The 14572-nt window shown below is 53.1% G+C and carries 16 protein-coding genes; 15 read left to right on the top strand and 1 reads right to left on the bottom strand.

The genetic code is table 11. The annotated features are described in order from the left end of the window. Nucleotides 1–137: 137 nt before the first annotated feature. From HNQ59_RS17790 to HNQ59_RS17720, 15 genes are all read left to right on the top strand, one after another. Nucleotides 138–422: a PPC domain-containing protein gene (locus HNQ59_RS17790; RefSeq protein WP_184041744.1), complete on the top strand. Its 285-nt coding sequence runs from the start codon at nt 138–140 to the stop codon at nt 420–422. Nucleotides 423–512: 90 nt separating this feature from the next. Further along, nucleotides 513–2573, top strand: a complete 2061-nt coding sequence (locus tag HNQ59_RS17785; protein WP_184041743.1) for a M12 family metallopeptidase — start codon at nt 513–515, stop codon at nt 2571–2573. A gap of 213 nt (nt 2574–2786) precedes the next feature. After that, a complete protein-coding gene (locus HNQ59_RS17780) occupies nt 2787–3350 on the top strand; it encodes a hypothetical protein (RefSeq protein WP_184041742.1) in 564 nt (187 codons plus the stop codon). A gap of 144 nt (nt 3351–3494) precedes the next feature. Further along, the gene (gspG, locus tag HNQ59_RS17775; protein WP_184041741.1) at nt 3495–3908 is read left to right on the top strand and encodes a type II secretion system major pseudopilin GspG; all 414 of its coding nucleotides are present in this window, start codon (nt 3495–3497) and stop codon (nt 3906–3908) included. A 21-nt stretch (nt 3909–3929) separates the two neighbouring features. After that, complete coding sequence (locus tag HNQ59_RS17770) at nt 3930–5126, top strand: type II secretion system F family protein (RefSeq protein WP_184041740.1); 1197 nt, start codon at nt 3930–3932, stop codon at nt 5124–5126. Then, the gene (locus tag HNQ59_RS17765; protein ID WP_246491073.1) at nt 5123–6817 is read left to right on the top strand and encodes a GspE/PulE family protein; all 1695 of its coding nucleotides are present in this window, start codon (nt 5123–5125) and stop codon (nt 6815–6817) included. Before HNQ59_RS17770 ends, HNQ59_RS17765 begins: the two co-directional genes overlap by 4 nt. Next, nucleotides 6798–7595: a hypothetical protein gene (locus tag HNQ59_RS17760; protein WP_184041739.1), complete on the top strand. Its 798-nt coding sequence runs from the start codon at nt 6798–6800 to the stop codon at nt 7593–7595. Before HNQ59_RS17765 ends, HNQ59_RS17760 begins: the two co-directional genes overlap by 20 nt. Nucleotides 7596–7644: 49 nt before the next feature. Continuing rightward, complete coding sequence (locus HNQ59_RS17755) at nt 7645–8094, top strand: PilN domain-containing protein (protein ID WP_184041738.1); 450 nt, start codon at nt 7645–7647, stop codon at nt 8092–8094. Beyond that, nucleotides 8091–8624: a hypothetical protein gene (locus HNQ59_RS17750; RefSeq protein WP_184041737.1), complete on the top strand. Its 534-nt coding sequence runs from the start codon at nt 8091–8093 to the stop codon at nt 8622–8624. The genes HNQ59_RS17755 and HNQ59_RS17750 overlap by 4 nt, the downstream gene beginning before the upstream one ends. Further along, nucleotides 8621–9154 (top strand): hypothetical protein, encoded by a 534-nt coding sequence (locus HNQ59_RS17745; RefSeq protein WP_184041736.1) that lies wholly within the window; start codon nt 8621–8623, stop codon nt 9152–9154. Before HNQ59_RS17750 ends, HNQ59_RS17745 begins: the two co-directional genes overlap by 4 nt. After that, nucleotides 9151–11121, top strand: coding sequence for a secretin and TonB N-terminal domain-containing protein (locus HNQ59_RS17740; protein WP_184041735.1), 1971 nt, complete (start codon nt 9151–9153; stop codon nt 11119–11121). Before HNQ59_RS17745 ends, HNQ59_RS17740 begins: the two co-directional genes overlap by 4 nt. Continuing rightward, nucleotides 11118–11591, top strand: a complete 474-nt coding sequence (locus HNQ59_RS17735) for a type II secretion system protein (RefSeq protein ID WP_184041734.1) — start codon at nt 11118–11120, stop codon at nt 11589–11591. The genes HNQ59_RS17740 and HNQ59_RS17735 overlap by 4 nt, the downstream gene beginning before the upstream one ends. Before the next feature lie 2 nt (nt 11592–11593). Next, nucleotides 11594–11965 (top strand): type II secretion system protein, encoded by a 372-nt coding sequence (locus HNQ59_RS17730; RefSeq protein ID WP_184041733.1) that lies wholly within the window; start codon nt 11594–11596, stop codon nt 11963–11965. Beyond that, nucleotides 11952–12539 (top strand): type II secretion system protein, encoded by a 588-nt coding sequence (locus HNQ59_RS17725; RefSeq protein ID WP_184041732.1) that lies wholly within the window; start codon nt 11952–11954, stop codon nt 12537–12539. The genes HNQ59_RS17730 and HNQ59_RS17725 overlap by 14 nt, the downstream gene beginning before the upstream one ends. An 81-nt stretch (nt 12540–12620) precedes the next feature. Next, the gene (locus tag HNQ59_RS17720) at nt 12621–13061 is read left to right on the top strand and encodes a PaaI family thioesterase (RefSeq protein ID WP_184041731.1); all 441 of its coding nucleotides are present in this window, start codon (nt 12621–12623) and stop codon (nt 13059–13061) included. Nucleotides 13062–13194: 133 nt separating this feature from the next. On the opposite strand, the gene HNQ59_RS17715 is transcribed toward HNQ59_RS17720, so the two are convergent. Next, nucleotides 13195–14385: a glycosyltransferase gene (locus tag HNQ59_RS17715; RefSeq protein ID WP_184041730.1), complete on the bottom strand. Its 1191-nt coding sequence runs from the start codon at nt 14383–14385 to the stop codon at nt 13195–13197. Between the last annotated feature and the right edge of the window lie 187 nt (nt 14386–14572).

The following is a 14572-nucleotide window of genomic DNA, read 5'->3' as shown; positions in this document are numbered from 1 at the left end:
CGCCTACGCCTACGCCTACGCCTACGCCTACGCCTACGCCTACGCCTACGCCTACGCCTACGCCTACGCCTACGCCTACGCCTACGCCTACGCCTACGCCTAGCGATGTGTTGACAAATGGAATGGCAGTGACTGGCTTGAGCATTGCAGACGATGCCGAAAAACGTTATGTGATTGACGTGCCTGCGGGGGCAAGATTCCTGGCTATTCGTACAGGTAGTGGTGCAGGCGATCTTGATCTGTATGTAAAGGCTGATTCCGCACCAACCAAAGGGCGTAATGGTGTTAGCGATGCTAAGTCCAGAGTGGCAGGCAATGCTGAACATGTGTTGATCAGCAATCCAAAAGCCGGCAGATACCATGTGCTTTTACATGCATATGATGCGGTAAAGGGTGCGTCGGTTGTTGCAGTGGTTCGTTGAGATTTCCCCCGCGTGAATGGATAACGAGTGCGTGAGTGGTGGATCTGTAACCACTCACGTAATGCTCATGATTGAAAGAAAGATCTGAAAATGAAATTCAAGCCTACTTATCTGGCGAGCATGGTTGCGTTGGCTGTGACAACAATGGCCCATGCTGGTGACGAGGCGGATGTCAATAATAGCCGTGTCTCAAAGGCTCAAACAGCAAGCGTTGAGCTCTTCACGGGCGAAAAAATTACCTACCAAATCATTGATGGCAACGCCATGGTTGGCGATATGGTGATTGGCAGGCACGAAGAAATTCAACGGACCCGTATCGTCCGTGATCTGTCAGTTTATAACTGGCAGCGTGAAATCGCAGTCAAGACCCAGGCACGTAAGAATGCACAAGGGTTGGTTCAGTTGGATGGCGATGACAACCATGCTTCGACATCAACACGTTGGCCAAACAACACCGTGTATTACACATTCGACCCGAGCTTTTCGAAGAATGGGCGAGAAGCGGCTCTGGCTGGGATGAAGCTGATCACAGCCAAGACAGCCATTCAGTTCAAAGAGCGGACAAATGAGGCCAACTACGTTGAATTCTTTGCCGGCGGTGGATGTTATTCGTCGGTTGGCATGGTTGGTGGCAGGCAGCAGATTTCATTGGGTGCTGGTTGCGAGTACCCAGGTATTGCAGCACATGAAATGCTGCATGCCTTGGGGTGGCATCATGAGCAGATGCGCCCTGATCGGGATGACTATGTGGTGGTCAATGCCACAAACATAATGGTCGGTAAAGAAGGAAACTTCACCAAATTGCGGCCTAGCCAAGCTGATCCGGTCGGTACCTATGACTTCGGTTCAATCATGCACTATAGCGCCTATGCCTTCAGCAGCAATGGCCAGCCGACCATCACCCCCAAGGATCGCAATATTCCTTTGTCAAATCTGGGGCAGCGGAAAGAGCTCAGTGCTGGGGATGCTGCATCAGTCAACAAGTATTACCCGGGCACGACCGCACCAACTGATATCAAGCTGGCCATCAGTGCAAAAGAGCTGCAACTGGATGAAAATGCCAAAGGCGACTTGATTCTGGACATCGCTGCATCTCAAGTTGATTTGCAGTCGTTGACGTTCCAAATTCGCTCTGACAATACCGCTTTGATTGGAACGAGCAACGTTCAGGTGGCAACTGGAGGGACAGCGGGTAACCAGCGCGTAGTGACAGTATCGCCACAGCGTAATGCATTTGGCGTCGCCAACATCACACTGACGGCTACGGCTCGTAGCGGCAAGCAAGCAAGCGTTTCCTTTAAAGTTGTGGTGAAGGATGATCCGACCGTTCCCGCGCCCACTCCAACTCCTAAGCCAACACCAACTCCAACTCCAACTCCAACACCTAAGCCCACACCTACACCCACACCTACACCTACACCTGCCGCGCAAGTTTGCTTCTATGAGCACATTTACTTCCAGGGTGGCCGCTTCTGTAGCAGCGTAGGCGCTTTTGAGGCGCCCGCTGGTTGGGCGAAAATGGTTTCTTCGGTGAAGGTGCCGATGGGTATGGTTGTTGAATTGTTTGATCAACCCCGCGCCCAAGGCAATCGCGTTGTGCTGCAAGGGGATGCCTCAAATCTTGTATTACGTAACTACAATGACAAGATGGTGTCATTCCGAGTGACGGGCAACACCCCCACGCCTACCCCCACTCCTCAGCCCACAACGAAATGCGATACCACATTCTCTCTGTCGGGTGAGGTTTCCATCGTGAACAAGTTGAGTGGCTCAAACCTAGTACCGGCTGGGGATGTTTCACACTCTCCCGTGATTGTGTGGAATGATGATGGCGCGACAAAGTGGAAGCTGGAGCGGAATGCAGAAGGGTTCTTCTATGTAACCTCCAAAGCTACTGGTCTGGCGCTAGATGTAAACAGCGCAACAATGCATAAGGTTGGTGGTGAGGTCATTGCTTATCCCCTGCATCGCGGAATCAACCAGCAATGGTGCCCAGTTGCAGTTGATGGTGTCGCATATCAGTTGGTATCCCGTGCCAGTGGATTACCGATGGGCATCACGGCAGGTCTGGATGGTACGCCCGCAGTCCAACAAGCAAATGGCTCGGGTGATGGCTTGAAATGGACGTTTGTGAGACGGTCGTTCTACTGAGCTGTTCGATATCTCAGACTGATTAGTTGAACTCTGGCCCCCAAGCGATTGATGTGACAGTTGCTTGGGGGCTTGCTTCGTTATGGAGCGCCAGTGACAAAGTTGGCAGAAAAAATTGAAAACAGCAATCTTGGCCGGAACTTGTGGTCTTTTATGACAATCGAATGCCAAATGGATTAGAATTCGGACTTGGTACGCTGTGAATACACGAATATGTCGAAATTATTTTTGATGCTGTGCTGCATCTTGCAAGCTGCAACGGCGATGGCTTGTGAAAATGGGCATGCTACGCGCAAGCCTGCCAAACAGGTGGCAAGCGACGATGTAAAGCAGATTTCGTTGGTGGAGACTCGAAAGCCACTGACGTTGAAATGCCCGTCAGGTCAGTCTTGCGATCAACACGCCGACTATCATGCACTGCATGTTGAGCAGAATGGTGTGGAGGCCTATCTCTCTTTCAAGTCATCGCTGAACAAACGATACCAGCCGGCGGCATTGCAAGAAGCATTTCGGTATGCAGACCTCTACCTGCCTAATGGAGAGGACGGAGATATCAGCCTGCATGTAGAAGCCATCGACAGCCAGCTCGTGTTTTTGCCGGCAGGTAAAGGTAGGCTCAAATTACATGTTTTGGCACCATCCTATAAGGTTGTTAAACAAGGGAACTCGAAATCTACTGACTGTCGAACCGATGATGTAGTTGGTTTGTGCCAGTCTGAGACTGTGTTTCAGCAACCAATCAATTTGGTGATGGAATTTTTGCTTCCGAAACCGTAAGAAGTTGGTACAGTTTGGGTTGAGCGAGTCTGCTTGCGAGTGGGATTCGGTCGGGGCGTCACGCAGCATGGCAATATGCTAAATGATTTTTCTGGTATTATAGTGGTTATATTCGGATAAACCTTTTCACTAAGTTGGCATGTGATGAAATTAAAAAAATATCAAGGCTTTACCTTGCTTGAGCTGTTGATTGCATTGGTGATCATCGGCCTGTTGGTGGGGGTCGTCGGTCCAAACTTGTTCAAAAACCTGGGTAAGTCGGAGGTGACAACTGCCAGAGCTCAAATCGATGCGCTGTCAAAAGCAATCGAAGCCTATCGTCTGGATACAGGGCATTTCCCTCGGAACGAGCAAGGTTTGGCTGCATTGATGCAAGCCCCCAATGATGAGCAAGGCTGGCGTGGCCCCTATCTGAAGAAAGACGTGCCGATGGACCCATGGGGACACCCATACCAGTATCGTAGCCCAGGAGAGAACGGACGCGAATTCGATATTATCTCGCTAGGTAAAGATGGTCGCCCCGGTGGGGCAGGTGATGATGCCGACCTTCGCAATTAAATAGCATCTGGTCCACTTCCCATGAGTCAGCGTTTTGAAATCAGCGCCCTGGATGCCCAACGCAGGTTGGTGCGTCTGAGCATTGATGCAACCAGTATGGAAGATGCGCGGCGCGGCGTTGAATCGCGCGGGCTGAAGCTGCTTTCAATCGAAAGCAAGGCTCAGGGGGGGGGATTTGCGTTATCAAGAGCACCCAAGTTTGACTTGCTATTGTTCTGTCGGGAGCTTACGGCCCTGCTGGTGGCCGGGCTCCCGGTGACGGAAGCAATCGAGACATTGAGTGAAAAGGAACACCGTCCTGCGATCAAGTCCATTCTGGATGGTGTGAAGAACTCACTGTTTCAAGGGCAGACATTGTCTCAGTGTATGTCTGCTCGGCCTGACATCTTTCCTGAGTTGTTTGTGGCTACGGTCCGTGCCAGTGAGCATACCGGTGAGCTCCACAAATCGATCATCCGATACATCAATTATCAAGAACAGGTCGAGACGCTTCGCAAGCGCTTGGTCAGCGCGGCTATCTACCCAGCCATCCTGCTGGTGGTGGGGGGCGGTGTTTGTTTGTTTCTGCTGGGGTATCTGGTTCCCAAATTCAGCCGTATTTATGAAGGCCTGAATACTGATTTGCCAACTTTATCCAAATGGTTGCTGGCATTTGGTGGCTGGCTGGACAAAAATCAAACTAGTGCCGGTATCGGTGTCGTCATGTTTATCGCTGCGCTGGTGCTGGTGGCCAAGCAGCCTGCTGTGCGTGCTGCGGTGGTTGCACGTGCATGGCGAAGTCCATGGCTGGGCGAGCGCCTCCGAATCTTTCAGCTGGCGCGGTTTTACCGGGCGGCTGGCATGTTGTTGCGTGGCGGTATTCCATTGGTAACGTCATTTGAACGCGTTGCTGACTTGTTGAGCCCGGCATTGAGGCAGCCGTTGTTGAAAGTGATTGCGGCGCTCAAGCAAGGTCAACCCCTGGCGGACACCATGCAGCGAGAAGGTTTGACAACGCCTGTTGCGCTACGGTTGCTGCGTGTTGGTGAGAAAAGCGGCCAATTGGGCGACATGATGGAGCATGTCGCAACTTTTTATGATGATGAATTGGCCCGCTGGGTCGATGTGGCAACCAAGCTGTTCGAACCAATCCTGATGCTGTTCATGGGGGGATTCATCGGCCTGGTGGTACTGCTGATGTACTTGCCGATTTTTGATCTTGCCGGAGGCGTGAAATGACCGCCCGAATCCCCTCTGATCTGATGCGTCCTCGATTTTCTCCTACTGAGCTTCAGCAAGCCCGCCAACAAGCTGAGTCAGAAGGTAAGCATTTGCTGGACATCTTGGTTGAAAAATCACAGCAATCACCTGAAGTGGTGCGCTACGCATTGGCTCAGACGCTGCGTATTCCTCAGGTTCCTGCCACAAAACTGGACGAGCTGGAGCCAGACTTCAGCAAATTGCCCTTCACTGAAGCGTTGGCCAGACAATGCCTGCCGGTTCGCAGAAAAGACCGGATTGTCGCAATCGTTGCCGACCCACTACAGCCTGGCTTGATGTCTTGGTTGGAGCATAAGCTGGATGGTGCGTACCAGCTTGCTTTGACTGATGGCGAAAAATTGGCGGAGCGTTTCGCTACGCTTGAAGATGGACGCCGGGCAATCGATGGGGTGCTTCCTTCTCAGCAAGGTGGTGGCAAGCGGGGTGAGCATGTTGAAGTGATCTCACTGCAGAGCATCGCTGAAGAGTCGGGTGCTGCAGTCAGATTGGTGAATTCGACGCTTTATGATGCGCTGAAAAGTGGTGCCAGCGATATCCACCTGGAGAGTGAGCCTGAGGGGCTGGCCATCAAATACCGTATTGACGGTGTCCTGAGCCATATCAACAAGATTGCCGGTGTGGAGCTGGCAGAGCAGGTGATTTCCCGCCTGAAAGTGATGTCAGAATTGGATATTGCTGAGCGTCGCGTCCCACAGGATGGCCGCTTCAAGGCCATGATCCTGGGGCGGGAAGTGGATTTCCGGGTATCTGTCATGCCCAGTATCCATGGTGAAGATGCCGTATTGCGTGTGCTCGACAAACAGGCCGTCACCAGCCAGGTGAGTGGTTTGAGTCTGGAGAGCTTGGGCTTTGACGAGGGTACCAAACAGATCATCCGTGATTTGGCCATTGAGCCATATGGCATGTTGCTGGTGACAGGGCCGACAGGTTCGGGTAAGACAACAACGCTCTACGCTGCCCTATCAGAGATCAACAATGGCGAAGATAAGATCATCACGATTGAAGACCCGGTCGAATATCAGCTGCCGGGCATCCTGCAGATTCCTGTCAATGAAAAGAAAGGCCTGACTTTCGCCAGGGGGCTGCGATCCGTGTTGCGTCATGATCCCGACAAAATCATGGTGGGTGAAATCCGTGACCCGGAGACAGCGCAAATTGCTGTGCAGGCCGCGTTGACAGGCCACTTGGTGTTGACGACCGTTCACGCCAACAGTGTATTTGACGTAATCAGCCGCTTTTTGTATATGGAAGTTGACCCATATAGCTTGGTTGCCGCATTGAATGGTGTGCTGGGGCAGCGTCTGGTGCGCCGGGTGTGCCCACATTGCTCAGCACCTTATCGGCCACCTTCAGATGTGCTGATTGCGTCACGCTTTCAGCCAGAGTGGTTGCCCAAATTCAAATTCCGGATGGGCAAGGGGTGCTCACACTGCCGGGGGTCGGGCTATCTTGGCCGTATCGCGATCGCAGAAATTCTGAGCTTAAATGATGAATTGCGTGAACTGATTTTATGTAAAGCGCCCATGAGCGAATTAAAACAAGCAGCCCGTCGAAACGGGACCAGACAGCTTCGAGAGGTTGCACTCGCCGCTGTTGCAAGGGGGGAAACAACATTGCAGGAGATCAACCGTGTTACGTTTATCCGCTGACTGCGTGGTTATTGCGATTGAAGCGGAGTATGTCAGTGCAGTTTGCTTGCGTGGCCGGAAGCGGGAGCGTATTGCGTCAGCCCGTTTTCCATTGACATTGCGGGAGGGTGTGCCTGCACTGGATGAGCTGGATAACTGGCTGACTGACAGCGCTGTGTCGGGGGCCAAACAGATCGAGGTGATTGTTTCCAATGCCTGGGTGCGCTATGAAATCCTGCCCTGGCAGCAAAACCTGCTGGACGATGCGCTAAGCTTAGATTACGCAAGAGCGCTCCTGACTGAGCAATATGGTGAAGTTGTCAATCAATGGACGCTGGCATTGTCACCTGCCAAATTGAAGCAGAACCGGCTGGTCAGTGGCATGGATTCCCGGTGGCTGGCTGCTTTGGAGGATCTTGCCAAGCGTCATGCCATGAAATTGACCAGCGTCAGGCCGTTGTTGGTTGCTGTCTTCAACAAGCTGGCCAAGGAGCTGCCCGACAGCAGCCTACTGGCATTGGTTGAACCAGGGCGCTTGTGTCTACTGCTGATGCGCGATGGCGAATGGCATAGCTTGCAAAATCGTGTTTTGCCTGAACCGTGGGAAAGAAAGCTACCGCCAATGATCGCACAAGCCAGCATGGCCTTGTTTGCAGCAGACGAGCCATTATTCATCACCGCCCCAGCGCATCGACGCACTTCTCTGGACGATGTGGCGGGCACTTGGTTAAAGCTGCCAGCACAAAAGGGTTTCGACCCGAGGCAAGATAGGGAGTGGGCATTCTGCCTCGGATGTTGATATGCAACCAGTCAGACTAGATTTTGTCCGCCAGACCAGCGGATCACTCATGCTGGGCGTGCCACTCTGTGTGGTCGGCGTTGCTTTGCTGACGCTCTTTAGCATGCAGGTTTCATCAGTTGAGCAAAAGATCGAAGCCGATCGAGGTGCGCTCTGGCGTCTACGTGCGCCAGATAGCACTCAGCCTCAGCCCGACCAGCAGGAACGAGACAAGGCAAAAGACTTGTCTTCCCAGTTTGCCCGACCTTGGGATATCTTATTTAGCCAGCTTGAGAAAATTGAAGCATCGGATGTCCGCCTGACCCAGATTTTGCCTGATAGCGGACAGAGGACAGTCCGTTTGGCTGGTGAGGCAAAAACCGCTCAAGCTATGTATGACTACATGCGACGCTTGGGTTCTGAAGCTGGGCTCAGGCAGATCCACCTGATTCAGCAAAAGCTCGATCCGGAAGCAGATGTCGAGCGCTTCCAGTTGCAAGCCCAGTGGGGGCCAAAATGAACAATGCGGCATTTTGGCTACGGTTCACTTGGCAGCGGCTGGGGAGGCCTGGTCGATTGGGTTTGATTCTGGTTGTCGCCTCATTAGGGGTATGGTTATTCAAAGTGTTGCCAGCCGAGCGGGAAGCGGCATCGGTATCCAGCCAATTGGTAGATGCGCAGCGTGAAGCGCAACGCCAGGCCAGCACCAAGCAGGGCATGCCGACACTGGCATCTTTTTACCGGCACTTTCCCGACATCGCTGCCGTGCCTGATGATCTGGCTATATTCAATGATGCGGCGGAGCAGTCGGATCTGGCAATCGTCGAATCCCAGTACCAATTACAAGAGGTGCCGGGGCTCAAATTACAACGTTATCAGGTCAGTTTACCGCTTGATGGGGACTACCCCGCACTGAGAGGTTTCTTGAGTAAAGTCCTTCAGCGCTTGCCACATGCTGCATTGGATGAGGTGCGTTTCGAACGTGATGAGCAAAGTGATGTTGTCACAGCACGTTTGCGATTCAGCCTTTACTACAAGGTGGCCAAATGAAGTCTAAGGCACCATTGATCACACTGCTGGTGGTGACTCTGCTGTTGACTGGATACTCGCTCTGGTTCGGCGGGGGCGGAGATGATGATTTACTGGCAGGTAGGTCGGGCTCGGGTAAACCGGCCCAGCCAAGTCAAGCATCGGCCGATGGGGCTGCCAAACAAGGTCAATCTTCATCAGACGGCTGGTTGCAGCGCGCGGGCATCGGAGAGGCGGGGTCTGATCCTTTCCACAGTGGCAAGAAAAACATGGAGCCTGTTGTTGATCCGGCCAATCAGCCACCGCCACCACCACCTCCGCCACCCGTTCCATCAGGCCCTCCTCCTTTACCGTTTGCCTATTTAGGCAAATTGCAGCGTGGCAGCCAGCTGGATATCTATCTGGATTTTCAGGGCCAGAATCTGATCGCTCATGTAGGCGAAACGGTTGCTGGTGGTTATCGACTCGACAGCGTGGACGCTGCCGGTATTCATTTCACGTATCTTGCCTCAGGTGAGAAGCAAGTTTTGTCGATGGGAGTTCAACCATGAGGCAGTGGCCGTTAGCAGGCGTCGGCCTGATTGTATTGGCGTTATCTGGCTGTGCAGGCCAGCAGGCGTTTTCTGATTCCAAGCAATTGCTTGCGCAGGGACGGACAGATGAAGGGATGGCCATGCTGAACAAGGTGGTCAGCGAATATCCCAACAATCAGGAATATCGGGCCTACCTTGTTCGACAACGTGAATTGATTACGGATCGGATGAACAGAGAGGCTGACAGCAGCCGATTGAATGAACAATACGAAGCTGCAGAGCAAAAATACCGGGAAGTCTTGGCCATGTCGCCAGACAATCCTCGTGCGCAGGAGGGGCTGCGGCGGATCGATACGGATCGTAAGCATCAGCAGTCCATTTCGTCTGCTGAAAAAGCCAAACAGGAAGGCAATCTCGATAAGTCGAAGCAATTGCTGCGACAGACCTTGTCAGAGAACCCCCGCAATGCCAAGGCTCGTAAGATGCTGTCGGATATCAACAGCGCAAAGCATCGGGCTGACATGCAGACTGTTGGGCCTGACTCGCCTTTGAATGCGTTGGTGACGCTGGAGTTCCAGCAGGCCCCGTTACCAGCGATTTTTGATGTGTTGTCACGTAGCACAGGTGTGAATTTCGTGTTTGACAAGGATGTCAAACTGGATGCCCGTGCGACGATCATGGCAAAAAATACACCGCTGAACGAAGCTTTGAACGTTCTCCTGACTGGCCAGCAGCTCACCAAGCGCCTTCTCAATGATCGCTCGGTGTTGATCTATCCAGCGCAGCCAGGTCGTCAGCGCGAATTGGAAGAGTTGCGAGTCAAAACCTTCTATCTCGGAAACGTCGATGCAAAAAATGCGCTGGGCCTGATCAAGACAGTCGTTAAGACACGCGATGTGTATGTCGATGATAAGCTCAACATGCTGATCATGCGTGATACGCCCGAAGCGATTGCAGTGGCGGAGAAGCTGCTTGCCTCTCAGGACCTGGCCGAGCCGGAAGTCATGCTGGAAGTCGAGGTCTTGGAGATCAGTAGCGCCAAATTGCAGGATTTGGGTGTTTCCCTCCCTGAGAAAATCAATCTTTATCCAGCCAAAGCAATTGTCGATGTCGGGCAGGACCTGTGGACTATCGGCGATTTGAAGAACATGAGCAGAGACAGCTTGCGGGTGGGCAATATTTCACCAGCGTTGATTGTCAATCTGAAAAATACGGATGGCGTAACCAATACCCTGGCCAATCCTCGTATCCGTGTCAAAAACCGTGACAAGGCGAAGATTCAAATCGGTGACCGTGTGCCGGTGATTACGACTATATCGCTGCCAAATGGCGGGGGAACATCTGAGTCGGTCAACTATTTGGATGTAGGCTTGAAGGTTGAAGTCGAGCCGGTCGTACATATGAATGACGAGGTCAGCATCAAGATTGGCCTGGAGGTCAGCAATATTGCGGATGAGGTCGTCAGCAAACAAGGGTTGGTGACATACAAGATCGGCTCGCGTAACGCCAACACTTCGCTACGTCTGAAGGATGGGGAAACGCAGGTCCTGGCTGGTCTGATTCGGCAGGATGAACTCCAGTCGGCAATGCGAGTCCCCCTGTTGGGTAAGATGCCTGTTCTGGGTCGCTTGTTCTCCAGTGAGAAAGACCAAAAGAGCAAGTCGGAGTTGGTGTTGATGATCACCCCGCGCATTTTGCGGAATCTGGACGTGCCGGATGTCAGCAACACCGAATTTGACAGCGGAACAGAAGCAGCGGTAGGCAGTGATGCATTGCGGCTGAGTAACCGTGGCAGTGAAGTCAAAGTGCCAGTTGGTGGCGCTGACGCAGGTGGCGGTATGGCACCGCCGCCGGATATGGGCAGCCAGATGCCACCGCCCGCGCCTGAGCCGGTACAACCTGCACCTCCTCCGGCACAGCCCGCACCTGGCACCAACGAAAGCGCACAACAGGGTGCAAACAAAAGCCACAAGAGGACGCAATGAAAAAAGTGATGGGCTTCACGCTCATCGAAATGCTGGTGACGTTGACGCTGCTGGCCATTTTGGCCAGCGCGGCGCTGCCATTGACGCAGATGAACGCTCGACGATCCAAGGAGCAAGAACTCAAGTCGGTGCTGCGTGAGATCCGTGAAGCGATTGACGCCTATAAAAAGGCGGCAGATGAAGGTCGGGTCGAGAAAAAAGCAGATGGCAGTGGCTATCCTGCCAGCTTGCAGATTCTGGTTGATGGCGTGGATGATAAAAAGTCGCCACAAAAGCGTAAATTGTATTTTCTGCGTCGTGTTCCGCGTGATCCGTTTTTCCCTGACTCCGCTGCGCCAGCTGCTTCGACATGGGGCTATCGTAGCTATAACAGCCCACCGGACGAGCCGCGCGCAGGAGATGATGTCTATGATGTCTATTCGTTGAGTACAGACAAGGGTATGAATGGCATCCCCTATCGGACTTGGTGACGATGAAAACGCGCGGCTTTACCTTATTGGAATTGTTGATTGCAATGGCGATCATCGCGACCTTCCTCACGCTGGTGACACCACGTTATACCAATAGCGTGGATCAGGCGAAGGAAACGGTATTGCGTGACAATCTGAACACATTGCGTAAGGCAATCGACCAGTTTCGTGGGGATGTGGGGCGCTACCCTGACCGGCTTGAAGAATTGGTCGAGAAGAAGTATTTGCGTGAAGTACCGCTCGATCCCATTGTCGAAAATCGAACCAGCTGGAGAATCACCCCGCCCAGTGGCGAAGAGAAGGGGTTTGTGGCCGATGTACACAGCAGTGCCAGCGGTTCTTCCAGGGACGGAACCTCCTATGCGAACTGGTAGGGCACCACTGCATCGTCAGCAAGGCATGGCCTATATGTGGCTCGTGGTCATTCTGTTGGTGATGAGCGTGCTGCTGGGCCGGACTACGGAGCTTGCTGCGACGCAGGCGGAGCGTGATCGAGAGGCCGATTTGTTATATGTCGGACGGTTGTATCGACAGGCCATCAAAAGCTACATCGAGAGAGGCCCAGGCGGAACAAAAGCTTATCCGAAGGAGCTTTCCGATCTGGTGTCCGACAAGCGCTTTCCTCAGCCCGTCCGTCATATCCGTAAGCTCTATCCAGACCCGATAACAGGCAATGCCGAATGGGGTGTGCTGGGTGCGCCGGGTGGCGGCATCTTGGGGGTGTACAGCAAGTCAGAAAAAAAACCCTTTAAGCAATCGGGGTTTGTCGAAGACGAACTACCCTTTGAAAACCAACAACGCTACAGTGATTGGAAGTTTCTGGCACAACCCGTGGCGCCACAGTCAACTACGAATCCCACCACCCCAACCCAGCCAGGTGGAAACAATCTGCCAAGCCCGCTTCCCCCCCCTAAACCTGGCCCCAAGGCGTTGCCCGGCGATGGTTGATCAGGCTTGAGTCGGTCAATCTGAGACGGCATACTGCTGGCAGTCTGAATTGATTGACCCTATTCCTTGCGGGCCATTGCCATGACGTCTCTCCAGCACATCCCTGAAGGTTTCGAGCCATTTATCGGCGCCAGTCCATTTGTCCTCCATTTGGGTGACGTGTATATCCGCTATGATGGTGATCGACGAATACTGGGCGTGCGGATCGCTGCACATCATCACAATATGCACGGGATGGCGCATGGAGGCATGCTGTTGACCCTCGCTGATACCGCATTGGGGATCAATCTATCCACCTCGCAGAATCCACCCGTTCCTGTGGTCACCGCCAATTTGACGGCAGACTTTCTGGAGCCAGCTCGTCCGCTCGATTGGGTCGAAGCACATGTCGAGGTGTTCCGGGTGGGGCGGCGTCTGGCCTTTGCCGAAGTACGGTTGGTGGCCAATGATCGTCTACTGGTGCGAGCCAACGCGACATTCGCGGTGATGGGGGCGCCTGGGTCTGCTCCTTCAGATGGATGATATGTGTGGTTTCAGTCAGAGCCGTAGCCGCACATGTTTCACTGGGGTCAATCGGCAGCCTGGTGCTGTGCCTACCCGCTGAAAGATGGTTTTTTCATTGAGAATGGCCGCGAGCGGGCGATTCTGACCTGATCTAACCCGTTTGGGATAGCATGGATTCGTGTTGTCCTGCTTGGCCGAATGTGACTCGTTCATATGCTTGAGCCAACTTCGCAGCCATGGCGTCATCGCCCCACGTTCTGGCGAATGCTTTTGCTGCGCGGCTCAACTCTGCTCTTAAGGTGGTATTTTCCGCCAGGCGAATGATCATATTGGCCATATCGTGGGGACAATTACGTACAGGCAGCGAGCCATGATCCGCCAGAATGATCTCTGAGGCTCCCATCGCTGGGATGCCAACCACCGGCAAGCCAGCCGCCATGGCCTCAATCAACACCAGCCCCTGCGTTTCGGTCAATGATGGGAACACGAACAGATCCGCTGCATGGTAACAATCAGGCAGATCCTTTTCCCGATCCAGATAGCCAATGAAACGGACCGATTGCACAAGACCACGCTTTTTGACCATGGCCTCAATACTTGCCTTTGCCGGGCCTTCCCCAGCAATGACAAGCAGTAGATGGGGCTGCGTCTGCAGTGCCAATTCAAAGGCCGTGATCAGCAATGGCAGATTTTTCTCATGAGCGACCCGCCCTACAAACAATGCAACGATCTGATGGTCTGGAATCTGGTGTCGCTGGCGAAACAGCATCCTGTTTCCATGCTGAAACCGCTCAATCGGAATTCCAGTCGGCACCACCTGGATCGGGGTAGTGATGCCATAACGCCGCAATGTGCTTTCCATCAACCTGGATGGTGCAATAACCATATCTGCCTGATTACACTGTCGTTTTGATAGCCCCTGTGCAACATGGCGTCCCAGGGAACTGGGTAACCAGGGAGCGTAGCAATGGACATATTCGGCAAACAATGTGTGATACGTGATCACCGTTGGCTTGTTGACGTGTTTCGCCAAGCGGATGCCCGCATAGTGTGCGGCGAATGGTGTCTGAATATGGATCAAGTCATAGCGATCAGGTGGAATCGCAGCCAGTGCACGATTCAGCGCTTGATAACGCATCAACCGATCTTCAGGGTCAAAAGGTAGATATCGGCTCGGCACCCTGATCTCATCGGCCACCTGCTCGGGTGCATGCGGGTAGGCAGGGGCGACCAGCAGTGAATCAATGCCCAGCGGTTTCAGCATCTGCCGAAAGGTTTGAATCGACGTGGAAACGCCATTGATGCGCGGGAAGTAGACATCGGAAATCATCAGCACATTCATCGGACGTGCTCCAGTTGCAGCCATCTGATCAGTGTAGAGGCGGTGTATGACAAAATGATGAGAAATCAAGGCGCTTTGAATAGACGAGCAAGGATGATGCGCCGGATATTAGTTGACTGAATTAATCGGATTATCTATGATTCGCTCATCAAGGGGAGTAGCTTCTCGCCGGTCTATCGTCATCCCG

Source organism: Chitinivorax tropicus (genome assembly GCF_014202905.1).
GTDB lineage: Bacteria > Pseudomonadota > Gammaproteobacteria > Burkholderiales > SCOH01 > Chitinivorax > Chitinivorax tropicus.
This window is presented reverse-complemented; position numbering and strand designations above follow the sequence as displayed.

Excerpts from the sequence above, each read along its gene's own strand:
- HNQ59_RS17770 (WP_184041740.1), top strand. The coding sequence starts at position 3,930 with ATGAGTCAGCGTTTTGAAATCAGCGCCCTGGATGCCCAACGCAGGTTG.
- HNQ59_RS17720 (WP_184041731.1), top strand. The coding sequence starts at position 12,621 with ATGACGTCTCTCCAGCACATCCCTGAAGGTTTCGAGCCATTTATCGGC.
- HNQ59_RS17740 (WP_184041735.1), top strand. The coding sequence starts at position 9,151 with ATGAGGCAGTGGCCGTTAGCAGGCGTCGGCCTGATTGTATTGGCGTTA.
- HNQ59_RS17765 (WP_246491073.1), top strand. The coding sequence starts at position 5,123 with ATGACCGCCCGAATCCCCTCTGATCTGATGCGTCCTCGATTTTCTCCT.
- gspG (WP_184041741.1), top strand. The coding sequence starts at position 3,495 with ATGAAATTAAAAAAATATCAAGGCTTTACCTTGCTTGAGCTGTTGATT.
- HNQ59_RS17730 (WP_184041733.1), top strand. The coding sequence starts at position 11,594 with ATGAAAACGCGCGGCTTTACCTTATTGGAATTGTTGATTGCAATGGCG.
- HNQ59_RS17780 (WP_184041742.1), top strand. The coding sequence starts at position 2,787 with ATGTCGAAATTATTTTTGATGCTGTGCTGCATCTTGCAAGCTGCAACG.
- HNQ59_RS17755 (WP_184041738.1), top strand. The coding sequence starts at position 7,645 with ATGCTGGGCGTGCCACTCTGTGTGGTCGGCGTTGCTTTGCTGACGCTC.
- HNQ59_RS17745 (WP_184041736.1), top strand. The coding sequence starts at position 8,621 with ATGAAGTCTAAGGCACCATTGATCACACTGCTGGTGGTGACTCTGCTG.
- HNQ59_RS17725 (WP_184041732.1), top strand. The coding sequence starts at position 11,952 with ATGCGAACTGGTAGGGCACCACTGCATCGTCAGCAAGGCATGGCCTAT.
- HNQ59_RS17750 (WP_184041737.1), top strand. The coding sequence starts at position 8,091 with ATGAACAATGCGGCATTTTGGCTACGGTTCACTTGGCAGCGGCTGGGG.
- HNQ59_RS17735 (WP_184041734.1), top strand. The coding sequence starts at position 11,118 with ATGAAAAAAGTGATGGGCTTCACGCTCATCGAAATGCTGGTGACGTTG.
- HNQ59_RS17785 (WP_184041743.1), top strand. The coding sequence starts at position 513 with ATGAAATTCAAGCCTACTTATCTGGCGAGCATGGTTGCGTTGGCTGTG.
- HNQ59_RS17715 (WP_184041730.1), bottom strand. The coding sequence starts at position 14,385 with ATGAATGTGCTGATGATTTCCGATGTCTACTTCCCGCGCATCAATGGC.